Source organism: Enterobacter cloacae complex sp. S1 (assembly GCF_014930525.1).
Lineage (GTDB): Bacteria > Pseudomonadota > Gammaproteobacteria > Enterobacterales > Enterobacteriaceae > Enterobacter > Enterobacter hormaechei_C.
On record NZ_JADBRE010000004.1, the window covers coordinates 236,214 to 258,544 of the forward strand.

Below are 22,331 nucleotides of genomic sequence, written 5' to 3' on the forward strand. Positions count from 1 at the left end.
CCCGGCTTTTTTGTTTCTAGTGGTAGTTAATTTTGAACAGTACCACGGTTTCGAACGGCCCGGACTGAATCGCTTTCCCTTCTTCCCGTGAAAGTTCAGCCGTGTAGTTTTGCTCAACATTCATCGTATCGCCCGTAAAATCGGCGTACTCCTTGTACTGGTTGAAGGTGTAAGGCTCCGTTCCGTTAAGAATACGCAGCTTTAACCCATTCCCTATCAGTACCGCGGTGTCGTCTGCGCTAAGCGTTTCGGTTGTGTAAAACGACGAGTCCATCTTAAATCCGTCCGAGCACTGGGCATCCTGCACTTTGGTGGTTCGTATTGAAAACGTGCGCATACGCGTCTGCTGATTCACAATGTCGCGCGCGCTGAAGGCGCCGAAGTCGATCTCCTGATTTTCAGGGAAAATGCTAAACGTCGCTCCGCAATCAAGCACCGTAATGTTTTGCAGTCCGTTGATGTGATACTTGAGGTTCTTCGCGTTGGCCATCTGATTAACGCCACCCTTACCGTCAAACTGCACAACGATGTAATCGCTGAGCGAACTGACATAGCCATGTGGCGGCATAGTCTTAATTCTCACGAAAAGTCGTAATCGGGCGACGAACGTGCGTGAAATATGGATATCATCCGGATTGCTGGAGCAGATGCGATTCTCCCAACCCATCTGGCGGATTTGATCCGGGGTGTAAATGGTGATGTTATCGTTGTCCAGGCACTGGCGGGTATCCACGCCGTTGGGCTGGCCTGTAGCATCGTAATCTATGCCTTCATAGGTGACGCCCAGTTCATAATAGGGATCGGTTGCGGCAGGATAAGGGTTCACCCATGCAAAGACATCTTCCGGCTCAAAATTGCTCGTGACGTTGTTATCACACGTCACCGGAATTTTAATGTCATCAGACTCCCATATTTTTTGACCAACCTGAGCGTTGCTGGGGATCGCAAAAGGGGTGATCGTTTTTGTCTCCTCGACGGGGCCGCCAGATCCACCCAGATAGCAGTTAAGCGCCAGCGCGTCTTTCAAAGGCAGCGCTGAAAGCAGCAGTATAAACAGCAAACTAGCGAGCTTTTGCATCTTTATCGATTTTCCGTTCGGTAAGTTTACATTGCGCCGTTCCGGTGCACTGCACGTCGACTTTTTTTAGGGCACCGTAATCGTCGATATAGCCGATGCTGTAATAACTACCGTGGTAATCACCGGTAGAGGCGGTTGCCGTGGCGAAAGGCGCAATCATCAGACTGTCAAAACCCGGCAGCATGGTTTTGGCATTTTTGCTCAGCCATGCCAGCGTGATGTAATACGGCGTAGGGTTGTGGACCGTGAGCCCTTTCGCGTTGGCGGTAATTTCCATTCGCATTTCAGCCAGTTCGCCGGATTTTTTGCTAATCGCTTCCGGACGCCAGAACAGCTTAATTCGGCTCTGCATGGCAACCTGCATCACGCTGCGCTCCTCGCTGGCGCTGATGCTTTTTGGCGGTACTTCACGCAGGTTGAAATAAAACAGCGATTCCCTGTCTTTTGGCAACTGGCGGGTGGCGGCTTGTTTAACAATTCTTACCTGCGACGAGGTGCCCGCTTCGATACGTTGAATGGGGGGAAGAGCCATAAAGTGCGTATCTTCTTTTTGCCCCTTTTCGTCTTCAATCCAGGAGAGCGCCAGATAAGGTAAAGCCTTGCTCTGGTTGTCCACTTTCAGGCTGCTGGCCTTGTCGCTTTCTGGAAAAACAATGCGCGTGCGGTCCAGATTAATGGCCGCATGGGTGGTAAATGCTGTGCTGATTAGCATCAGGCACAGGCTTTTAATCGGCGTTAATTTCATGATGATTTCTTACTGACACGGCAGTATCAACTGCATACTGTTTTCTAAGTGAGAAGGTAACGAGAAGCGACACTGTTGGTTGTCGCCCCATGTCACGCGAAACTGCTGTTCTGGCTCAACGGCGCCGAGCCAGACGTGGCCTTCATCGGCCACCATCCCAACCTGCAAATCGTTTGCTTCCAGGCGAACAATCGCCCCGAGCGGTGGCGTTCCTGATGACATCCGCAGAACACCTGCCACGTCCCGACCTGCACGCGTGGCAATCTGACGAAAACCAATGGCCCCCTCAGTCCAGGTTGAGGTCACGACGCGGTTGTCCACGTCCACGCCATCCGGAAGGTTGTTCATATTGATCTGCACGCTGGAGGGGGAATAGCTGGAGAATGACGGTAACACGCCGATGCCAAAACGGTTGGTCTCATCTCGCGACATGTTCAGCGGGATATTGCCTACCCCGTCGGTGCTGACCATTACGCGGGGTTCATTACCGTAGCTGCGCCGGTGCAGCGCGGCGCCTTTCGCCGTTGAGGTGAAGGAACCGCTCCAGCTTGCGCTGAGGGAGTTATATTCTTCAGCTTTATAGCTGCCGGAGAGATTCAGATCGCCGTACGCAGAATAATGCTGATAATTCCCGCTGAACTGCGCGCCGGAATCTGGCTTCCCGCTCTCCGCGCCCGCGGAAACGCCCCAGGTGTTATTGCGATCCGACGTGTCATACCACGACACGTTATGGCTCAGCGTGTCGCGGTTACGCAGGTCATAGTTAAGTCGATGATCGGGATCGAGCGGTACGCTGAGCGAGAGATAGAACTGAGTATCGTCATTTTCGTCTTCCTCGTCGTAATGCGTTTTACTCCAGGACAGGGTTACGCCAAGGTTCTTCCAGCGGCCCATATCAAAGTTGTAGCCCGCCGTGATGCTGCCGGTCGTGGAGGGTGAATCATTCCACCATGTCTGACGCAGCATATTGACGTACAGGTTCAGGGATAACGCCGAAATGTACTGGCTTGCCGTCACGCTCAGGGTTTGTTTTTCCGACTGGCGGTCACCGTCGTCATAATCAAGGTAGCGGGCGTAGCTCAAAAACTGTGGGTCTGAGTAGCGGTAGCTGGCGAGCGTAAGCTGACTGCCGGTGGTATCGAAACGCTTGCTGTAGTTAATGCGATAGCTGTAACCCGTCTGGCTGCGCTGGTGTGGCAACTGGCTGGTGGCCTGCGTAACGTCAAAAGAGAGCGCCCCCAGCCAGGCCATATTCTGGCCGATCCCGGCAGCGACGGAACGATAGCGGTCGCCATCGGCCAGCGTGCCGCCATACAGGGAGGTGTGCGACAGCATGCCCCAGGAAAATTCGCCGCTCATAAAGGCGTGGTCTTCAACGTCATGGGAGGCGCCCTGGCGCGCTTTACCCGCCGCGAGCTTGTAGCGCACCTGGCCCTTGCGCGTTAAAAACGGCACGGATTCAGCCGAGACCTGGAAGGTGCTGACGCGTCCGTCCTCTTCCGTGACTTTGACGTCCAGCGTGCCCTGAACCGACTGGTTAAGATCCTGAATAACAAAAGGACCTGGCGGCACTTTACTCTGGTAAATCACGCGTTCGGCAAGGCTTATGGTCACCGTGGCGTTGGTTTGCGCTATCCCGGTAATCTGCGGGGCATAGCCGCGCAGCGACCATGGCAGCATACGTTCATCGCTGATTAGCGATGCGCCGGTGTAGGTAAAGGCGTCAAAAATTGCGGACTGGAAATCCGTTTCACCCAACGTCAGTTTCGCACCGATCGAGGGCAGAGGGCGGAACATATACACGCGTGAAAAACGTCCATTATGCTCCGAGCCTGCGTCAGTATGGCTTTGCGTGTACTGGTAATCGCTGCGTAGCCGCCACGCGCCCATGTTTGCACCGGCGGTGCCATAGGTATTGGCGTTGTCATTGTTGCTGCCGCTATTGGGCTGATAATGGCTGGCAAAAATATTGTAATCCAGCAGTACGCCCGGCACGCCGTTGTCCCAGGTGGATGGCGGCATCCAGTCAATCGCACGGTATTGCAGCCACGCCTGGGGGATGGTCACTTTCAGGGTCTGGCTGCCTTGCTCAAAAGTAAATCTGATGTCGGGTCTGGCGGCGAAATCAACGCATCCCTCTTTCTCAGGCAAAGCGTGGCGAATGTCATCCTGCAACGCAAAGGTATCGACCAGCTCGGGGGGAATACAGACCTGAACGGCGTTATTTATTTCTCGCCAGCGAAGCTGCCAGCCATTTGCCAGCGGAATATCATTGACGGCAACCGTAACGAAATAGCTTCCCGGCGTAACCGATATTTGATCTTTAAACAGTGATAAATCGACGCTGCCGCGCTGATCTTTATCGATGGCGTTTATATTAAACTCGGTGGCAGAGGCAACTTTCGTCATTAACAGGGACGCAATGATGATTATCCATTGTAATTTGTATGTCATCATCCTGTTACTCGAGTAAATAGAGAGTGCCGACCGGTATGAATTACCAGTCGGCTGGTGCCGTGACGTAACAGAATTATTTGTACATCAGGACGTAGTTAGCCGTGGCTTCAACCTGGCCTGCCGTCGCAGTTTTACCTGTAGGGACTTCCATAACCGCTTTGAAATGCAGCGTCTGGGTGGTTGAACCCGCCAGCAACTCAACCTCGTTGGCCTCTCCCAGCGTGATAGCAGACTCCGCGTTATCCAGCAGACGCACCCCCACGTTCTGCGCACCGCTTGCATAGGTGTTGCTCATCAGGCTGGTATCCGCCGCGTCTGTCGCTGCGCTGGTAAAGGTCACATCCACTTTGGTAATTGGCGTGTCGGTCTCGTCTGCCGGATCGTCAAGCTGGCAGTTTTCCAGATTGATATCGACCGGTACCGGGGTAGATTTTTTGTTGGCGTTGATAACAGCCGTGGTCACTTCACCCAGATCGACTTCTTTATCAACGCTGTCTGGTGCGATACTGCACGGTGCGTCAATAACAATACCTTTGAATTTGATTTTTCCTGAGCCTTGATCATCTGCAAAAGCAGCACCCGATACAATGACTGCCATAGCCGTCGCTAACAGTAGTTTTTTACCCATATACATGAAAATATCCTTTTTCAGAGTGATTCATAATGTGAATATTAATTTCAGAATACTCGCGAAGTATACGAATTGGGGTGGGGAGACGCGATTAACATGACTTAAATATATTTTTAGATGGTTTTAATTAATATTTGCAGGCTATCTTAAGAGGCGTGGTTTTTCGGGATTTTAACAGGTCTATATTTTTCAGGTTATTATAGGTGAAATATATAGGATTGTTTTTTTGAATAATATATAGCCTCCGTATAAAACGGAGGCATAAATTCTTAGCCAATACCGGCCGTTTGCAGCAGTACCAGACTCATCCCCATCACTGACATTCCACACAGTACGCCGTAGCTGGGGTTATTGTTGGGATCGATCTCTTTCGCCAGCGGCATCAGCTCATCGACAGAGAGCGCGACCATAATCCCGGCCACGGCAGCCATAATTGCAGCCATCACAATCGGGGAGACGAGGCTACCGAGGATCAGCCACGCCAGCACGCCGCCGAGAATTTCAGCCATCCCGGAGATACCCGCCCAAAAGACAGCCGTACGTTTTGAACCCGTGGCGGCATAAACGGGCCCGGCAACGGCAAGTCCTTCAGGAATATTGTGCAAAGCCACGGCCAGCGCCACACCAAAACCCATTTCCAGGTTGCTGCTGGCCGTGACATAGGTGGCGATACCTTCCGGAAAGTTATGCAGGCTGATACCCAGCGTCAGCAGAATGGCCGTGCGTTTGATATTGCCCGGGAAGGGGGTAACGCTTTTTTGCATTAAATCCTGCGGGTGCGCGTGAGGAAGAATACGGTCGAGCGCAAAATAACCCAGCAGTCCAATGATAAACATGCCATAGCCCAGAACAGGCGACATACCTTCGGTGTGAAGCGCGGCGGGCAGCATCTCCATCAGCGAGATAAGCAGCATGATCCCGGCGGCGAAACCCAGCGAGAAGGCCAGAAGGCGATTAGAGGGTTTTTGCCCGAGTACCCCGAGGAACGCACCGATAAAGGTTGCGGCGCCCGCGAGTAAGGTCAAAATCAACGGTACTGACATGCATTCTCCTTAAGCGATATCTGACATTCAAATTTCCTGATGATGATCTTCACGGTTATCTGCGTTCATCTTCACCTGAATGCGCGTAATGTAGGCCCATCACATTGACACCTTCTCTAAGGATATCACCATGTCTTCTTCTCGTATGCCAGCACTGTTTTTAGGCCATGGCAGCCCAATGAACGTCCTGGAAGATAACGTCTATACCCGTGCCTGGCGTCAACTGGGTGAGACGTTACCGCGTCCGAAGGCAATTGTGGTGGTCTCTGCGCACTGGTTTACCCGGGGTACCGGTGTGACGGCTATGGAAGCGCCAAAAACGATTCATGATTTTGGCGGCTTTCCGCAGGCGCTGTATGACACGCATTATCCTGCTCCGGGCTCCCCCGAGCTGGCGCAGCGGCTCGTTGATCTGCTTGCCCCTGTTCCGGTTGCGCTGGACAAAGAAGCCTGGGGCTTTGACCACGGCTCATGGGGGGTGTTGATCAAAATGTATCCGGATGCCGATATTCCGATGGTGCAACTGAGTATCGACAGCACCAAACCGGCTGCATGGCACATGGAGATGGGGCGTAAGCTGGCTTCGCTTCGTGATGAGGACATCATGCTGATTGCCAGTGGCAACGTGGTACACAATCTGCGTACGGTACGCTGGCACGGTGAAAATACGCCGTACCCCTGGGCAACAGCCTTTAATGACTATGTAAAAGACAACCTGACCTGGCAAGGGCCGGCCGAACGACATCCTTTGGTGAACTATCTGGATCATGACGGCGGTTCGCTCTCTAACCCGACGCCGGAACACTTCTTGCCATTGCTGTATGTATTAGGCGCGTGGGATGGTCAGGAGGTTATTACAATCCCGGTCGACGGTATTGAGATGGGGAGCTTGAGTATGCTGTCGGTGCAGGTGGGGTAAAAACATGTCGGGTGGCGGCTTCGCCTTACCCGACCTACATATTGAGCGTAGGCCCGGTAAGCGTAGCGCCACCGGGCAAGTCTTACTCGACGAAAATATGCGGGTAGAAACGCGACAGATCCTGCGTAATCAGCGCGCGATCTTCGCGAATGCCAATCCCGGCAGGCTGATCGTTAATAAGCCAGCTGCCGATCAACGTATAGCTGTCGCCAAACTTCGGCAGTTGATAAAACGCCTGGACGATCATCCCTTCTTCACCGTACGGCCCTTCAACCGCTTCCAGCGTTTTACCGTTTTCGATAATCGAGACGTTTGCCCCTTCACGGGAGAAGATTGGCTTAACGACGTATTTCTCCATCGGTGGGAAATCATCTTCAGCAAAGTAAGCAGGCAGCAGGTTCGGGTGATTCGGGAACATCTCCCACAGCATCGGCAGCAGGGCTTTATTGGAGATAATGCTCTTCCAGGCCGGTTCCAGCCAGCGCACGCCGGCGTCTTCCAGTTTGGTAGAGAACATTTCCCGCAGCATGTATTCCCACGGATAGAGCTTGAACAGGTTGCTGATGACCTGATCCTGCATGTCCGTAAACTGACCTTTTTCACCTAAACCGATATCTTCGATATAGAGGAATTCCGTCGCCACTTCCGCTTCGGCTGCGCAGTCCTGCAAATACTGAACCGTACCGCGATCTTCTTCGGTATCGCGGCAGCAGGCGAGGTGCAACAGGTTGAAACCGTGCTGTTCACGCAGTTCGACGAAACGCTCAATCAGCTTTTCCTGAAGGCTGTTGAACTGGTCGCTGCCTTCGGGCAAGTTTCCGGCATTCGCCTGATCTTCCAGCCAGATCCACTGGAAGAACGCGGCTTCGTACAGGGAGGTTGGCGTATCCGCGTTGTTTTCTAAAAGCTTCGGTTCACCCACGCCATCCCATGCCAGATCGAGGCGAGAGTAGAGCGAAGGCTGGTTCGTTTTCCAGGACTGACGAACAAAACTCCAGGTGTGCTTCGGAATGCGGAATTTGGTCATCAGCTCATCGCTGTCGATGACTTTTTCTACTACCTTCAGGCACATCTGGTGCAGCTCTGCGGTTACCTCTTCAAGCTTTTCGACCTGAGCGAGCGTGAGCTTATAGTAAGCATCTTCACACCAGTACGGCTCGCCATACATGGTGTGAAAGTTGAAACCGTATTCGGTGGCTTTTTCGCGCCAGTCCGGGCGCTCAACAATACTGACTCGTTCCATGATCAGCCGCCCATTGAGCGAGTTGAGGAGCCGGTCGCACTACGCTGCATGGTGGTTTGTTTGGCAACAGACTCACCAAAGCCGCCACGGGTAATGGTGCTGGTGGTGGCTGGTTTCGGCGCCATTGCGGTTTTCGGTACGGTCATCGTACGGCCTGGCGTTGCAGCACCGTAACCCTTGCCGGTGGCATCGGTGTATTTACCGTAGGCCGGGCTGTTCGGGTTTTTGGAGCTAAACAGCGGCTGCTGCTGGTAGCCCGCACCGCCGCTCATCAAACGGCCCATCATATAACCCGCCATCAGCGGCATCCAGAAGCTGCCGCTGGACTGTGCCTGCGCCTGGTTTTCCGGTGCCATACCCGCCTGAGCAGGTGCCTGCTGGCACTGGCCTTCACCGAATTCGGCTACACAGTCTTCGCGAGAGGCATATTTCGGCGCGGTACGTTCCGCTTCTTTGAGGGCGTTGTTATAGGCCGTCGTACACTCAGCGGCTTTACCGGTTGCGCTCGCGCAGTCGTCGGCGTTTTGATACAGCGAAACCGTTTCGTCGTTTTGCTCACAGCCTGCCAGCATAAAGACGGCGGTGACCGCCAGCGCGACAGGTGTCAGGTGGCGTGCGTTCCAGCTTTTGCGGAACGACGCGTGATTCATCGTTTTTGTCCGTTTCATATTTGTCTTCCAGGACCCAGTGGTAATAACGCTCAGGATAGAGGATGAGTGGTTGAAAATGAAGCGAAGAGGGGCGAAATGCGGGGGATCTTTACGTTGGCTTACGTTCAGGTGTGATTTTGCGCCGGGTGGCGCTGTGCTTACCCGGCCTACGATTAAGTAGGCCCGATAAGCTCAGCGCCATCGGGCAAGGCTTAATGACGGAACGGATTCGTACCGCTGCTGGCAGGTGCGGTGCTACGCGCTGCCGCTGGCTGCGCAAGCGGGGCGCTGCTGTTAGGGGTGAAATTATCAACGGCGGCATCCTGCTGTGGATTTTCCGGCGCGACGCTGTCAGGCGACGTAGGGACCGGTTTGCCTAGCGTGCTGTTCAGCATTTGCAGATCCTGCTCGTTCAGCGTACCCAGCGCCTGCTTGATGTTCAGCTGGTTAATCAGATACTGATAACGTGCGCTGGAGAGCTGCTGTTTCGCGTTATACAGCGTGGTCGTTGCGTCTAACACGTCCACGATGGTACGCGTACCTACGGAGTAACCCGCTTCGTTCGCATCCAGTGAGCTCTGGGCAGAGACGACGGCCTGTTTATAGGCGTTGATGCTGCTGATAGAGGCATTTACGTTGTTGTAGGAAGAACGCACGGTCTGCACCACGTTGCGGTGTGCGCTTTCCAGCTGCTCGCTGGCGCCCACAAAGTTGTACTGCGCCTGTTTCACCTGAGAGTTAACCATCCCGCCCTGGTACAGCGGCAGAGAGAAGCTGAGACCCACTTTGTTCTGGCCAACGTTGCTGTCGTCATAGGCCTGAGAGGTCGTTTTAGACCCGCTGTAGCTGGTGTCCGATACGCCGGTAGAGGCGCTCAGGCTCAGAGTTGGCAGGTGACCATCCTGTGCAAGACGGATCTGCTCGCGCGCCAGATCCTGGCTCAGGCGTGCCTGCAACAAGGTCAGGTTGCGGTTTTCCGCTTCTTTCAGCAGGGCGTTAACCGCCTGCGGTTTGTCCGTTTTGAAACTGTCCACGTTCAGAGAGGCCAGCTCAGGATAGTAGTTACCGGTGACCTGACGCAGTGCTTCCAGGGCGTTGTCGAGGTTGTTACGTGCGGTCACTTCGTTAGCCAGTACGGTATCGTACTGTGAACGGGCGTTCTGCACGTCAGTAATGGCGACCAGGCCCACGTTAAAACGCTGGGTGGTTTGATCTAACTGACGGTAAACCGCCTGTTTCTGCGCTTCGGTGTAGGAGAGGGCGTCAATCGCGCTCAGAACCTGGAAATAGGCGGTCGCGGTATTCAGGATCAGCGTCTGCTGATCGGTCTGATAGGTAACATCCTGAATGCCGGCGCTCTTTTCCTGCAAGCTCAGTTCCCGCCATTTGGACATGTCGAACAGGGTTTGTGTAAGCTGTAAAGAGGCGCTGGTGGCATTCGAATCGATGCCATTGTTATCGCGAAAACCGTTAGTGTAGGTATAATCTGCACCTAAGCCTAACTGCGGCAGCAGTGGACTACGTGCTTCGTTAATCTTTTCAAACGCAGCATCACGATCGGCCGCTGATTTACGTAAATCAGGGTTGCCCAGACGTGCCTGCTGGTAGACCTGTAACAGGTTTTCTGCCTGGCTCATTGCACTGAAGCCCGTCAGGCTCAGGCCGATAAGGATGGGGAGCAATTTCTTCATTTGCATTCCTTGTTGTGAAGCAGTATTAGCGCTGATCTAATTAAAAATAATTGCCGATTCTAACAGAATCATCCACACCAAAAGGTTGGCGTAACGTGCCATCTGGCGGTAATTTGCTCCAATCTACCATATAGCCATACAAACGGCAGCCAAACAGCCTTGAAATTCACAATTTCATCACCATTGCTACCAGGACTCGACCGATGCAAAAACCAGAAAACGTGCCTGTCACCTTCGCCAAAAACGATGTAGAAATTATTGCACGAGAAACGCTTTATAGCGGTTTTTTTTCAATGGAACTTTACCGTTTCAGGCATCGTCTGTTTAACGGTGAGATGAGCGGTGAAATCAAACGCGAAATTTTTGAGCGCGGGCATGCGGCTGTGTTGCTACCCTATGACCCAGTGCGTGATGAAGTGGTGCTGGTCGAACAGGTGCGTATTGCGGCTTATGATACCAGCGATACGCCGTGGTTGCTGGAGATGGTGGCCGGGATGATCGAAGAAGGTGAGTCGGTCGAAGACGTCGCTCGCCGTGAGGCGCTGGAAGAGGCGGGCCTGGCGATCGGCCGGACGAAACCGGTGTTGAGCTACCTGGCAAGCCCGGGTGGGACAACGGAACGTTCATCTATTATGGTGGGCGAAGTGGACGCCAAGACAGCGGAAGGGATCCACGGTCTGGCAGATGAAAACGAAGATATTCGGGTTCATGTGGTGAGTCGGGAGCAGGCTTACCAGTGGGTAGAAGAGGGGAAAATCGACAACGCAGCGTCTGTCATCGCCCTGCAATGGCTACAGCTGCATTATCAGACATTACGACACGAGTGGAAAAAATGAAGCGTTATACACCTGACTTCCCAGAAATGATGCGCCTGTGCGAAACCAATTTCGCCCAGCTGCGCCGCCTGCTGCCGCGAAACGATGCGCCCGGCGAAACGGTGAGCTATCAGGTGAGCAACGCGCAGTATCGGTTAACGATAACAGAATCAACGCGCTACACTACGCTGGTGGAGATTGAGCAAACGGCGCCGAGCATCAGCTACTGGAGCCTGCCGTCGATGACGGTACGTCTTTATCATGACGCGATGGTCGCTGAAGTGTGTTCAAGCCAGCAGATCTTTCGCTTTAAAGCGCGGTATGATTACCCGAATAAAAAGTTGCATCAACGCGACGAAAAGCATCAAATTAACCAGTTTTTAGCCGACTGGCTAAGATATTGTTTAGCACATGGAGCAATGGCGATTCCGGTTTGTTAGCGTCATAAACCTACCTAAGGACACCATTTGGAAAGCCTGTTGAACCTGACTGTTGCTGGTGGGGCGCCAGTCAGGATATTACAAATCACCGACACCCACCTTTTTGCCGAAAAGCATGAGACGCTTCTGGGCGTGAACACCTGGGAGAGTTATCAGGCGGTTCTTGACGCGATCCATGCTGAAAAGCGGCCATGCGATCTGATCGTCGCGACGGGCGATCTGGCGCAGGATCAATCCTCCGCAGCCTATCAGCATTTTGCTGAAGGGATTGCGAGCTTTAGCGTGCCTTGCGTCTGGCTACCGGGCAATCACGATTTTCAACCCGCTATGTACAGTTCGCTTCAGGATGCGGGGATTTCACCGGCAAAATGTGTCTTTGCGGGGGACCAGTGGCAAATTCTGCTCCTCGACAGTCAGGTGTTTGGCGTTCCGCACGGTGAGTTGAGCGACTATCAGCTTGACTGGCTGGAGACAAAACTGGCCGCCGAACCGAATCGCAATACGCTGCTGTTGCTGCATCATCACCCGCTGCCGGCGGGCTGTAGCTGGCTCGATCAGCACAGCTTACGCAACTCTGCGGCGCTGGACGGCGTACTGGCGAAATTTCCGCGCGTGAAAAATTTGCTGTGCGGGCACATTCACCAGGAACAGGATCTCGACTGGAATGGTCGCCGCCTGCTCGCGACGCCCTCTACCTGCGTGCAGTTTAAGCCGCACTGCGCCAACTTTACGCTGGATACCATCGCACCGGGCTGGCGCTGGCTGGAGCTGCATGCCGATGGCTCGCTGACCACCGAAGTTTGCCGTCTGGTCGGGGCTCAATTCCGCCCGGATACCGCTTCGGAAGGCTATTGATGTCGACGCTTCTCTATCTGCATGGGTTTAACAGCTCACCACGATCGGCGAAAGCGACGCAGCTTCGCCAGTGGCTGAGCGCGAATCATCCCCACGTGGAGATGATTATTCCGCAGTTGCCCCCTTATCCTGCGGATGCGGCAGAGATGCTGGAATCGATCGTGCTTGAACACGGCGGCGAATCGTTTGGCGTTGTCGGGTCGTCGCTCGGCGGCTACTACGCCACCTGGCTGTCGCAGTGCTTTATGTTACCCGCTGTCGTCGTCAACCCGGCGGTCCGGCCATTTGAGCTGTTAAGGGACTTTCTTGGCGAAAACGAGAACCCCTACACCGGCCAACAATATGTGCTAGAGTCACGCCATATTTACGATCTCAAAGTTATGCAGGTCGACCCGCTTGAAGCGCCCGATCTTATCTGGCTGCTGCAACAGACGGGAGATGAAGTGCTGGATTACCGCCAGGCAGTGGCGTATTACGCATCCTGCCGCCAGACTGTAGAAGAGGGCGGTAACCATGCTTTCACGGGCTTTGAAGATCATTTCACCCAGATTGTCGATTTTCTTGGACTGCACAGCCACTGACAATCAATGCGAATTGCTAGCTTAAATCATGACGCAAACCTATAACGCTGATGCCATTGAGGTACTCACCGGGCTTGAGCCGGTTCGCCGCCGCCCGGGGATGTACACCGATACGACGCGCCCAAACCACCTGGGCCAGGAAGTAATTGATAACAGTGTGGACGAAGCGCTGGCAGGCCATGCCAGACGCGTGGACGTTATCCTGCACGCCGATCAGTCGCTGGAAGTTATCGACGACGGCCGCGGCATGCCGGTAGATATCCACCCGGAAGAGGGTGTTCCCGCCGTTGAGCTGATCCTCTGTCGTCTGCACGCGGGCGGTAAGTTCTCCAACAAAAACTACCAGTTCTCCGGCGGCTTGCACGGCGTGGGGATCTCCGTGGTTAACGCCCTGTCAAAGCGCGTGGAAGTGAACGTTCGTCGCGATGGCCAGGTGTATAACATCGCGTTTGAAAACGGCGAAAAAGTGCAGGATTTGCAGGTCGTCGGGACGTGCGGTAAACGCAACACCGGCACCAGCGTCCATTTCTGGCCTGACGAAAGCTTCTTCGACAGCCCACGCTTTTCCGTTTCTCGCCTGACGCACCTGCTGAAAGCCAAAGCGGTGCTGTGCCCGGGCGTGGAAATCACCTTTAAAGATCACGTAAACAACACCGAACAGAGCTGGCGCTACGAAAAGGGTCTGAACGACTACCTGTGCGAAGCGGTTAACGGCCTGCCGACCCTGCCGGAAAAACCGTTCGTCGGGAATTTCGAAGGTGACACCGAAGCGGTGGACTGGGCGCTGCTGTGGCTGCCGGAAGGCGGTGAGCTGCTGACGGAAAGCTACGTCAACCTGATCCCAACGCTGCTCGGCGGGACGCACGTCAACGGCCTGCGTCAGGGGCTGCTGGATGCGATGCGCGAGTTCTGCGAATACCGCAACATTCTGCCGCGCGGCGTGAAGCTTTCCGCAGAAGATATCTGGGACCGCTGCGCCTACGTGCTCTCAGTGAAGATGCAGGATCCGCAGTTTGCCGGTCAGACTAAAGAGCGCCTGTCGTCACGCCAGTGTGCGGCGTTCGTCTCCGGCGTGGTGAAAGATGCGTTTACCCTGTGGCTGAACCAGAACGTTCAGGCCGCAGAAATGCTGGCTGAAATGGCCATCTCCAGCGCCCAGCGTCGCCTGCGCGCGGCGAAGAAAGTGGTGCGTAAAAAGCTGACCAGCGGCCCCGCGCTGCCGGGCAAGCTGGCGGACTGTACCGCCCAGGATCTCAACCGCACCGAGCTGTTCCTGGTGGAAGGGGACTCGGCAGGCGGATCGGCCAAGCAGGCGCGCGATCGTGAATATCAGGCGATCATGCCGCTCAAGGGTAAGATCCTCAACACCTGGGAGGTCTCGTCTGATGAAGTGCTGGCCTCGCAGGAAGTACACGACATCTCCGTGGCGATCGGCATCGATCCAGACAGCGACGATCTGAGCCAGCTGCGCTACGGCAAGATCTGTATCCTCGCGGATGCGGACTCCGATGGTCTGCACATCGCCACGCTGCTCTGTGCGCTGTTCGTGAAGCACTTCCGCACGCTGGTGAAAAACGGTCACGTCCACGTGGCGCTGCCGCCGCTGTACCGTATCGACCTTGGCAAAGAAGTCTACTATGCGCTGACGGAAGAAGAGAAAGCGGGCGTGCTGGAGCAGCTCAAACGCAAGAAGGGCAAACCGAACGTTCAGCGCTTTAAAGGGCTGGGCGAGATGAACCCGATGCAGCTGCGTGAAACCACCCTGGATCCGAACACCCGCCGTCTGGTGCAGCTGACCATCAGCGATGAAGACGAACAGCAAACCAACGCCGTGATGGATATGCTGCTGGCCAAGAAACGTTCTGAAGACCGACGTAACTGGCTCCAGGAGAAAGGCGATATGGCGGATATTGAGGCCTGATGTCCCCTCACCCTAACCCTCTCCCACAGGGAGGGGGTTAGGATCGTAGGCCCGGTAAGCGTTAGCGCCACCGGGCTTTTTTACGTCAAAACTCCATCTTCACCGTAAACTGCACTTCACGCGGGTCGCCAATCTGGTTGCCCAGGTTGTTGGTCGCAATCGACGACGTGTAGTAGGTCTTATCGAACAGATTCTTCACGTTCACCTGTAGCGTCACCGGATATTGCAGCTTCATTTTGTACGCCGCAAATGCATCCGCCACGAAATAGCCCGGCAGATAATAATCCGCACCGTTAGTCGCTGAGCGGCGGCTTACGCCGTGCCCGCCGCCGCCAATTGTCAGCGTATTCCCGGCAAACGCATTGTGAATATCGTACGTCAGGAACAGGGAGCCGGTATGGCGCGGTACGTTCGGCAGCGGTTTGCCCGCGTAGTCCGGGTCTTCCAGCACCTTCGCATCGGTATAGCCGTAGCTGGCGATAATGTTGGTGTTCTCGGTCAGCGATCCGGCGAGATCCACTTCGACACCCTGCGAGCGCACGCGGCCCGCGGTTTTGGCGACGGTTTCATCACCGACGCTCTCGGTGTACAGCACGTTGCGCTTGTGGATATCAAACAGCGCGATGTTGGCGGTAATGCCGTCGAACAGGTCGAACTTAGCGCCTATTTCATACGCGTTCGACGTTTCCGGCGGCAGGTCGCCGATGTAGCTCGCAATGGACGACTGCGGCATAAACGTCTGGGAATAGTTGGCAAACAGGGAGACTGCCGGCGTGAGCTTGTATACCAGGCCCAGCTTCGGCGTCCACTGGTCGTCGCGGCTGTCGGTGTTGACATTAAACGGACGGCCTTTGCCCGCGTACTGGGTGTAATACTGGTAGCGCAGTCCGGCAACGGCGATCCATTTATCGGTCAGGTACAGCGCGTCCTGCGCGTAGGCGGAGTAGCTCTCCTGCTTGATGGTTTGATCGCTGTCGGCTGCCGAGACGGTGGTGCACTTGCCGAGGCTGCCGTAGCTCGGGTTGTAAATATTGAAATCCTTAACGTTCTTACAACGGATCATGTCCGTGCGCAGCAGATCGTAATTTTCATACGACACGCCGGTCAGGATCTCATTGTAAAAGCCCGCGATGTCCACGTTCCCCTGCAAATCTGCCCGCGTTGTGTGCATACGCTGGGTCGAACCCTGGGTCGCATCCACGCGGCGGGTCAGGTTGCCGGTTTTTGAATCGTAGGCCATCACGCGAGCCTGGTTATCGCTGTACTTATCCTGGCTGTAGCTGTAGTCGAACTTCGCGGTCCACTGGCTGTTGAGCCGATACTCCGCGTTAAGCTGAGCGAGGTCGGACTGACCGTCGGTCACGTTAAATGGCTCATCAAAGCGGGTTTTGCGATCGACGTCGACGGCCTTTTTGGTGTTGAGATCGAAGATCGTTCCGCGATCGAACGGCGTTTTATAGTCGCGATGCGAATAGAGCACGGTCACGGTGGCATCATCGCCGAACCAGGTCAAAGACGGGGCGATAAAGGTGCTGCGTTCGGTGCCGAAATTACGCCAGTAATCCTCGTCCTGATACTCCCCAGTCAGGCGATAGGCCAGACGCGTACCTTCAATTGGACCGGTGACGTCAAACTGTCCGCTACCGCCGCCAAAGCTGGTTGATGTGGCAGAAATCGAGCCGCCGAAGGTTTTCTCCGGGCGTTTGGTCACCACGTTAATCAGGCCGCCGGGGTCGAGAATACCGTAAAGGGTCGAGGCCGGGCCTTTTAGCACCTCCACGCGCTCGGTTGCGGCATTGAAGCTGCGCGGCAGCACGGTGCGCAGGCCGTTGGTCATGATCGAGCCATCGCGGTTTGCGCCGAAGCCACGGCGCACGAAGGCATCCTGCGTGCCGCCCAGGGTGTTGGTCTGCACCACGTTGCTGACGTTATACAGCGCCTCGTCTAGCGTGGTCGCGTTTTGGTCTTCCAGTACTTTATCGCTGACGGTATTGACCACCTGCGGGATGTCCAGCATCGGCATGTTGGTCAGCGTGGCGGTGGAGGTGTTCAGGGGCTGATAGCCGCTGGTGGCGTCGGTGGAAGCGTAAGGATCGGCAGTGACGGTAAGCGTCTCACCGTCTTTTGCTGCTGCGTGCACCAGAGGCGCCATGAACAGGAGTGAAAAGAGCGCGCGCCCTTTTACCCCGGCGAATGAAGGTGTGAACTTAGCCATTACATCTGTTTTCCCAAAATATCCTGCGATGAAATGCTCGCGGAAGAATGTGTGAGTCATTGCCCTTACGCTCTGTCCGTTAGCCTCTACGGCATCGGACTTGTAATTGAGAATCATTCAAGCATGAGGGCATGTAGTAGTAAATGGAATAAATAAAAATTTCGCTACAGAGGTTTCTCTCTGGCTAACACGCTTCGATTTCTTGTTTAAAGTATTGAAAATAATTAATAAAAATGAATTTCAATTTGTGCGGTGACGCTCAATTATCCCTGGGATTTACAGGGTGTATCTTCGCTTGACTACTACATGGAGCGGCGGCAAACTCACAAAAGAGAATGAGTTTTATTTTTATTTGTTGGTTTTTTTTCTTACGTTGGCGTTCACGTGGCTCACTACATCAAAAAGCCGGGACTGGTTCTTGAGAACCTCTCCGCGGGTTACCAGAAAAAAATCATCGTTGATGATATCTCCCTTGCGATCCCCCAGCAGAAAATGACTGTTCTGGTGGGCGCAAACGGCTGCGGAAAATCGACGCTGTTAAGTACCCTCGCGCGGCTGCTTCAGCCGCTCGGCGGCAGCGCGGTGCTGGACGGCAAAGCCATCCACTCGCAGCCAACCAAAGCGGTCGCCCGCCAGCTCGGGATCCTGCCGCAGTCTCCGCTGCTTCCAGAAGGGTTAACCGTATTTGAGCTGGTCTCGCGCGGACGTTTCCCCTGGCAGAACGTGATGCGCCAGTGGAGCGAGGAAGACGAGCGGGCCGTGGAGGAGGCGTTACGCCTGACCGGAACGGCAGAGTTTGCCCATCATCTGGTAGAAAGCCTGTCCGGCGGCCAGCGCCAGCGCTGCTGGATCGCCATGGTGCTGGCGCAGCAAACGCCCTATATCCTGCTGGATGAACCCACGACGTACCTCGATCTTCGCTACCAGGTGGAGATCCTCGAACTGCTGCACACGCTGACGCGCCGGCACGGGCGCACCGTGGTGGTGGTTCTGCACGATCTCAACTTCGCCGTGAATTACGGTGATTCGCTGGTCTTTTTACGTCAGGGAAAGGTTGAGGGGGTACTGCATGAGGGCGACGCCTGCACGCCGGAGCTGATCAAAGCGGTGTTTGACGTCGACGTGCATATGTCGGTTAACCCGCTGACCGGCAAGCCGTTCTTTATGCCGTTCCGTCAGGCTGTCGACAAATCATGATGCGCACGTCTGTGGCCTTTATTCTCTTTACGCTGCTGCTTCTGGCAGGCGCGATTGCGCACCTGAGCATCGGGGCGCGCGTTATCGCCCCCCGGACGGTAGTAGACGCATTTTTCCACTTCGACCCGCGCAATTTTGAGCATAGCGTGATCGTCAGGCTGCGCTTGATGCGGCTGTGCGCCGCCCTGGTGACGGGCGCGGCGCTCGGCGTCGCGGGCGTGCTGCTGCAATCAGTGATCCGCAATCCGCTCGGCGAGCCGCATATCCTGGGGCTGAATGCAGGGGCGGCGCTGGCGGTGGTGCTGACGAGTGCCCTCGGGCTGTCGCTGCCGTTTGGCCGCCCTCTGATAGCCGCAGCTGGCGCCGCCGCGCTCTTTTTGCTGGTGCTAACGTTCTCCTCATCCGGGCGTACCGGTCTCACGCCGATGAAGGTCACGCTGTGCGGCGTGGCGATGTCGGCATTTGCCTCATCGATAACCGCCACGGTGTTGATTCTGGATGAACAGACGCTGCTGGCCATGCGGACCTGGCTTGCGGGGGATGTGGCGGGAGTCATCGGCGAGACGATCGCTAGCGCCGCGGGGGCCGCTGCCGTGGGTTTTGCGCTGGCACTCTGGCTGTCGCCGTCGCTGAACATGCTGGCGCTGGGCGAGAGAATGGCGCAGGGGCTTGGCGTGTCGCTGCTGAAAACGCGCCTGCTCGCGCTGCTGGCCATCGCCCTGCTGTGCGGCGCGGCGGTTTCAGTTGCCGGACCGATCGGGTTTATCGGACTCGTGGTGCCGCAGCTGATTCGCCGTCTGGTATCGGTGGACCTGCGCGTGATGGTGCCGCTTTCAGCCCTCTGCGGGGCGCTGGTTCTGCTGATGGCGGATATCGCCGCCCGTACGCTGTTTACGCCGTATGAGCTGGCAACCGGCGTGATGACTGCGCTAGTCGGCGCGCCGGTCTTTATCCTTATGGCGTCAAGGATGTTCAAATGAACCGGGCTGGATTGAGGGCAGTACGATTTTTCTCCTTCTCGGCGCTGGTTCGCCCGAGAGCGCTGCTGTATCTGGCCGTATTATCGCTTGCCGCTCTCCTGCTGCTAAGTTTTGGCCTGACGCACGGTTCGCTGCCCATTCCTGCTTCCGCCATCGGACGTGCGCTGTTTTATCCTGAACGTCTGACGGCGGATGCGCATTACATTGTGATGGATATCCGCCTGCCGCGCCTGCTGATGGCGGTGCTGTGCGGCGCGATGCTCGGCATGGCGGGGGCGGCCATGCAGTCCATTACCCGCAACGGCCTTGCTGACCCCGGTCTTATCGGCGTGAAAGAGGGCTGTAGCGCGGCGGTGCTGCTGCTGATTTTTCAGTTTCCGGGATTGGGGCCGTACTGGCGTCCACTTATCGGCATGGCCGGTGGGCTGCTGACCGCGCTGCTGGTAGTGGCGCTGGCGCGTGATATCTCGCGCCCGCGATTCATCCTGATCGGCATCGGCGTGTCATGGGCGTTTGCCGCCGCGATGGGGGTCTTTATGACGACCGCCGACGTGCGCGACGTCCAGACGGCGATGCTGTGGCTGGCGGGGAGCCTGCATGCAGCAAGCTGGACGCTGGTCAGCATCGCTGCTGCCTGGACAGTGCCAGCGTTTGCGCTGCTGCTCTTTACCGCACGCGCCGCAGACGTAGCCTTGCTCGGCAACCACACTGCGACGGGGCTGGGCGTGCGGACTTCACGCCTCGCGCTGCTGCGCGTGTTTGCCCCCGTGGTGCTCACCGCGGCCTGCGTCTCCTGCGTGGGGAGTATCGGCTTTGTCGGGCTGATTGCCCCGCACATGGCGCGCCTGCTGCTGCGCGGAGGGCAAACGGCACTGCTGACGGGAAGTGCCGTACTGGGCGCGCTGCTGGTGCTGCTGGCGGATAACGTCGGGCGGCTGGCATTTCTCCCGTTGCAGCTGCCGGCGGGAATTGTCATTTCACTGATTGGCGGACCGTTTTTCCTGCTGCTGCTCTGGCAGCGTCGGGATCGATTTTAGGGGATAGAAATGCGCGTATTTTTTGCAATGCTGGTGCTGGTGGGTTTTGCCGTAGGGGCGGCAGAGCCGACGCAGACGTTTACTGACGACCTGAACCGCAACGTGGTGGTGCCGGTTAACCCGAAGCGGATCGTCTCTCTGCACGATCTGGATATCACCATTCCGCTGATTGAGCTTGGCGTGCCGCCGATCGCCAGCCATGGCCGCACCCGACCGGACGGCAGCCATTTTCTGCGCTCCAGCGGCATGCTGACGGGCATCGATTTTGATAATTCCGACATCAAATTCATCGGCACCGCGGATATCGATATTGAAGCCATCGCCGCGGCGAAGCCGGATCTTATCATCACCGAGCCGACCCGCAACACGCCGGTCGAACAGCTGGAAAAAATTGCCCCGACGGTGAGTATCGATCACCTCGACGGCGGCGCGCCGGAGATCTACCGCAAGCTGGCGCAGCTTACCGGGACAAAGGCGCGGCTGAAGATTCTGGAGCGTCGCTATCAGGAGCAGATCGAGGCGCTAAAGGCGACCATCGATACGAGCAAGCTGACCGTCTCGGTGATTCAGGCCAATCAGGGAAAAATCAACGCCATGCACAGCTACCACTCGCTTGGGCGCGTGCTGCGCGACGCAGGGTTCAGGTTCCCGCCGCTGATTGAGAGCATCCCTGAGGGCGGGCGCATCGACGTCAGCGCCGAGCGCCTGCCGGAGCTGGATGCTGATTTTGTCTTTGCCACCTGGCGCGGGGACACCGGCGGGAAACCGCAGGACGAGCTGGCGGCGATGGATGCGGTGATGCCGGGCTGGTGCCAGTTTCTCAACGCCTGCCGAACCGGGCATTACGTGCTCATCTCCCGCGAGGAAGCGATCTCAAATTCATTTGCCTCGCTGGGGCTGATGGCCGCGCAGGTGCAGTCGCAGATAGCGGGCCGTCCGCTGCCGGAGGCCGCACGATGATCCGAAAAATTGATGTCTACGGCGACCGCCTCCGCTCGCGGGCGCACCAGCTGACGCCGCGTCTGCTGCAGGTGGCGAGCTATATCAATGAAAATCGTGAAGCGGTTATGGAGCAGACGGCAATGGAGATTGCCGCTGTGCTACACACCTCGGACGCCACCGTGGTGCGTGCCATTCAGGCGCTTGGGTTTGGTGGGCTGCGGGATCTCAAGCAGACCCTGGAGCAGTGGTTTGGCCCGGTGGTCACCTCCAGCGAGAAGATGTCCACCACGGTAAACACGCTTACCAGCGACGTCGACGCGAGCATCGATTTTGTGCTGGAAGGCCATCAGCACACCTGCGCGGTGTTGTCCGAACCGGGCAACCGCTACGCGATGGCGCAGGCCGTGTCGCTGCTGGCGCAGGCGAGACAGGTCGCTATTTTTGGCATTGGCGCATCCGGCATTCTGGCTGAGTACACCTCGCGACTGTTTAGCCGTATAGGCCTGCCTGCGATCCCGCTCAACCGCACCGGTATTGGCCTCGCCGAACAGCTGATTGCCCTACAGCGCGGTGACGTGCTGGTAATGATGGCGCAAAAATCCGCGCACCGGGAGGGGCAGACCACGCTGCGCGAAGCGAAGCGCCTGGGTATTCCCACCATTTTGCTGACCAACGCCACGGACTCGCGCTTTAGCAAAGAGGCAAGCGTAGTGATCCACGTCCCGCGCGGCGGCGAGAAGGGCAAAATCCCGCTGCACGGCACGGTACTGCTGTGCCTGGAGATGATTATTCTGTCCGTCGCCTCCACCGAGCCGCAGCGCACCATCAAGTCGATGAAGCGCATCAACGAGTTACACCGCGGATTAAAGCCGGGGAAAAAGAGCGGTTGAT

At 56.2% G+C, this 22,331-nt stretch carries 20 protein-coding genes; 11 read left to right on the top strand and 9 right to left on the bottom strand.

All coding sequences use genetic code 11. From position 1 onward, the window contains the following. Positions 1-16: 16 nt before the first annotated feature. From IM290_RS03610 to zupT, 5 genes are all read right to left on the bottom strand, one after another. Positions 17-1,078, bottom strand: coding sequence for a type 1 fimbrial protein (locus tag IM290_RS03610; protein ID WP_193042138.1), 1,062 nt, complete (start codon positions 1,076-1,078; stop codon positions 17-19). Further along, positions 1,062-1,823 (bottom strand): molecular chaperone, encoded by a 762-nt coding sequence (locus tag IM290_RS03615; RefSeq protein ID WP_193042139.1) that lies wholly within the window; start codon positions 1,821-1,823, stop codon positions 1,062-1,064. The genes IM290_RS03610 and IM290_RS03615 overlap by 17 nt, the downstream gene beginning before the upstream one ends. 9 nt (positions 1,824-1,832) lie before the next feature. Then, on the bottom strand, positions 1,833-4,277 hold the full coding sequence (locus IM290_RS03620) for a fimbria/pilus outer membrane usher protein (RefSeq protein WP_193042164.1): 2,445 nt from the start codon (positions 4,275-4,277) through the stop codon (positions 1,833-1,835). 76 nt (positions 4,278-4,353) lie between these two features. Further along, the gene (locus IM290_RS03625; protein WP_032672010.1) at positions 4,354-4,914 is read right to left on the bottom strand and encodes a fimbrial protein; all 561 of its coding nucleotides are present in this window, start codon (positions 4,912-4,914) and stop codon (positions 4,354-4,356) included. 266 nt (positions 4,915-5,180) lie between these two features. Next, a complete protein-coding gene (gene zupT / locus IM290_RS03630) occupies positions 5,181-5,954 on the bottom strand; it encodes a zinc transporter ZupT (protein ID WP_193042140.1) in 774 nt (257 codons plus the stop codon). 130 nt (positions 5,955-6,084) lie between these two features. Here zupT and ygiD point away from each other — a divergent pair, with 130 nt between their 5' ends. Then, a complete protein-coding gene (ygiD, locus tag IM290_RS03635; protein WP_193042141.1) occupies positions 6,085-6,873 on the top strand; it encodes a 4,5-DOPA dioxygenase extradiol in 789 nt (262 codons plus the stop codon). Positions 6,874-6,955: 82 nt separating this feature from the next. Here the strand turns inward: ygiD and IM290_RS03640 are convergent, their stop codons facing one another. The 3 genes from IM290_RS03640 to tolC all read right to left on the bottom strand — a co-directional run bounded on the left by IM290_RS03640 (position 6,956) and on the right by tolC (position 10,457). After that, entirely contained in the window at positions 6,956-8,116 is a 1,161-nt protein-coding gene (locus tag IM290_RS03640; RefSeq protein ID WP_017384039.1) for a glutathionylspermidine synthase family protein, read from the bottom strand. A 2-nt stretch (positions 8,117-8,118) separates the two neighbouring features. Next, entirely contained in the window at positions 8,119-8,784 is a 666-nt protein-coding gene (locus IM290_RS03645; RefSeq protein WP_003862522.1) for a DUF1190 family protein, read from the bottom strand. A 194-nt stretch (positions 8,785-8,978) separates the two neighbouring features. Further along, positions 8,979-10,457 carry an outer membrane channel protein TolC gene (tolC, locus tag IM290_RS03650; RefSeq protein WP_017384041.1) on the bottom strand — a complete coding sequence of 493 codons (1,479 nt, stop codon included), beginning with the start codon at positions 10,455-10,457 and terminating at the stop codon, positions 8,979-8,981. Between the two features lie 203 nt (positions 10,458-10,660). Here tolC and nudF point away from each other — a divergent pair, with 203 nt between their 5' ends. The 5 genes from nudF to parE are packed head-to-tail and all read left to right on the top strand — an operon-like array spanning position 10,661 to position 15,069. Further along, positions 10,661-11,293 carry an ADP-ribose diphosphatase gene (gene nudF, locus IM290_RS03655; protein ID WP_017384042.1) on the top strand — a complete coding sequence of 211 codons (633 nt, stop codon included), beginning with the start codon at positions 10,661-10,663 and terminating at the stop codon, positions 11,291-11,293. After that, the gene (locus tag IM290_RS03660; RefSeq protein ID WP_003862516.1) at positions 11,290-11,712 is read left to right on the top strand and encodes a DUF1249 family protein; all 423 of its coding nucleotides are present in this window, start codon (positions 11,290-11,292) and stop codon (positions 11,710-11,712) included. Before nudF ends, IM290_RS03660 begins: the two co-directional genes overlap by 4 nt. A 27-nt stretch (positions 11,713-11,739) precedes the next feature. Then, positions 11,740-12,567, top strand: coding sequence for a 3',5'-cyclic-AMP phosphodiesterase (cpdA, locus tag IM290_RS03665; RefSeq protein WP_141414445.1), 828 nt, complete (start codon positions 11,740-11,742; stop codon positions 12,565-12,567). Continuing rightward, positions 12,567-13,148: an esterase YqiA gene (gene yqiA, locus IM290_RS03670; RefSeq protein WP_015571888.1), complete on the top strand. Its 582-nt coding sequence runs from the start codon at positions 12,567-12,569 to the stop codon at positions 13,146-13,148. Before cpdA ends, yqiA begins: the two co-directional genes overlap by 1 nt. 28 nt (positions 13,149-13,176) lie before the next feature. Beyond that, the gene (parE, locus tag IM290_RS03675) at positions 13,177-15,069 is read left to right on the top strand and encodes a DNA topoisomerase IV subunit B (protein ID WP_017384044.1); all 1,893 of its coding nucleotides are present in this window, start codon (positions 13,177-13,179) and stop codon (positions 15,067-15,069) included. Positions 15,070-15,154: 85 nt separating this feature from the next. On the opposite strand, the gene IM290_RS03680 is transcribed toward parE, so the two are convergent. After that, positions 15,155-17,284 carry a TonB-dependent siderophore receptor gene (locus tag IM290_RS03680; protein WP_015571887.1) on the bottom strand — a complete coding sequence of 710 codons (2,130 nt, stop codon included), beginning with the start codon at positions 17,282-17,284 and terminating at the stop codon, positions 15,155-15,157. Between the two features lie 384 nt (positions 17,285-17,668). Here IM290_RS03680 and IM290_RS03685 point away from each other — a divergent pair, with 384 nt between their 5' ends. The 5 genes from IM290_RS03685 to IM290_RS03705 are packed head-to-tail and all read left to right on the top strand — an operon-like array spanning position 17,669 to position 22,330. After that, entirely contained in the window at positions 17,669-18,481 is an 813-nt protein-coding gene (locus IM290_RS03685; protein WP_193042142.1) for an ABC transporter ATP-binding protein, read from the top strand. Beyond that, complete coding sequence (locus IM290_RS03690) at positions 18,478-19,461, top strand: iron ABC transporter permease (protein WP_032649559.1); 984 nt, start codon at positions 18,478-18,480, stop codon at positions 19,459-19,461. Before IM290_RS03685 ends, IM290_RS03690 begins: the two co-directional genes overlap by 4 nt. Then, positions 19,458-20,498, top strand: a complete 1,041-nt coding sequence (locus IM290_RS03695) for an iron ABC transporter permease (RefSeq protein ID WP_017692658.1) — start codon at positions 19,458-19,460, stop codon at positions 20,496-20,498. Before IM290_RS03690 ends, IM290_RS03695 begins: the two co-directional genes overlap by 4 nt. Before the next feature lie 9 nt (positions 20,499-20,507). Next, a complete protein-coding gene (locus tag IM290_RS03700; RefSeq protein ID WP_125914783.1) occupies positions 20,508-21,458 on the top strand; it encodes an iron-siderophore ABC transporter substrate-binding protein in 951 nt (316 codons plus the stop codon). Beyond that, positions 21,455-22,330 (top strand): MurR/RpiR family transcriptional regulator, encoded by an 876-nt coding sequence (locus tag IM290_RS03705; protein ID WP_015571883.1) that lies wholly within the window; start codon positions 21,455-21,457, stop codon positions 22,328-22,330. The genes IM290_RS03700 and IM290_RS03705 overlap by 4 nt, the downstream gene beginning before the upstream one ends. The last annotated feature ends 1 nt before the right edge of the window (position 22,331 follow it).

Bases quoted from the DNA above. Each gene is read 5' to 3' on its own strand.
- ygiD (WP_193042141.1), top strand. From the start codon at position 6,085: ATGTCTTCTTCTCGTATGCCAGCACTGTTTTTAGGCCATGGCAGCCCA.
- nudF (WP_017384042.1), top strand. From the start codon at position 10,661: ATGCAAAAACCAGAAAACGTGCCTGTCACCTTCGCCAAAAACGATGTA.
- IM290_RS03660 (WP_003862516.1), top strand. From the start codon at position 11,290: ATGAAGCGTTATACACCTGACTTCCCAGAAATGATGCGCCTGTGCGAA.
- IM290_RS03700 (WP_125914783.1), top strand. From the start codon at position 20,508: ATGCGCGTATTTTTTGCAATGCTGGTGCTGGTGGGTTTTGCCGTAGGG.
- IM290_RS03640 (WP_017384039.1), bottom strand. From the start codon at position 8,116: ATGGAACGAGTCAGTATTGTTGAGCGCCCGGACTGGCGCGAAAAAGCC.
- parE (WP_017384044.1), top strand. From the start codon at position 13,177: ATGACGCAAACCTATAACGCTGATGCCATTGAGGTACTCACCGGGCTT.
- zupT (WP_193042140.1), bottom strand. From the start codon at position 5,954: ATGTCAGTACCGTTGATTTTGACCTTACTCGCGGGCGCCGCAACCTTT.
- tolC (WP_017384041.1), bottom strand. From the start codon at position 10,457: ATGAAGAAATTGCTCCCCATCCTTATCGGCCTGAGCCTGACGGGCTTC.
- yqiA (WP_015571888.1), top strand. From the start codon at position 12,567: ATGTCGACGCTTCTCTATCTGCATGGGTTTAACAGCTCACCACGATCG.
- IM290_RS03615 (WP_193042139.1), bottom strand. From the start codon at position 1,823: ATGAAATTAACGCCGATTAAAAGCCTGTGCCTGATGCTAATCAGCACA.
- IM290_RS03620 (WP_193042164.1), bottom strand. From the start codon at position 4,277: ATGACATACAAATTACAATGGATAATCATCATTGCGTCCCTGTTAATG.
- IM290_RS03645 (WP_003862522.1), bottom strand. From the start codon at position 8,784: ATGAAACGGACAAAAACGATGAATCACGCGTCGTTCCGCAAAAGCTGG.
- IM290_RS03690 (WP_032649559.1), top strand. From the start codon at position 18,478: ATGATGCGCACGTCTGTGGCCTTTATTCTCTTTACGCTGCTGCTTCTG.
- IM290_RS03680 (WP_015571887.1), bottom strand. From the start codon at position 17,284: ATGGCTAAGTTCACACCTTCATTCGCCGGGGTAAAAGGGCGCGCGCTC.
- IM290_RS03705 (WP_015571883.1), top strand. From the start codon at position 21,455: ATGATCCGAAAAATTGATGTCTACGGCGACCGCCTCCGCTCGCGGGCG.
- IM290_RS03625 (WP_032672010.1), bottom strand. From the start codon at position 4,914: ATGTATATGGGTAAAAAACTACTGTTAGCGACGGCTATGGCAGTCATT.
- IM290_RS03695 (WP_017692658.1), top strand. From the start codon at position 19,458: ATGAACCGGGCTGGATTGAGGGCAGTACGATTTTTCTCCTTCTCGGCG.
- IM290_RS03610 (WP_193042138.1), bottom strand. From the start codon at position 1,078: ATGCAAAAGCTCGCTAGTTTGCTGTTTATACTGCTGCTTTCAGCGCTG.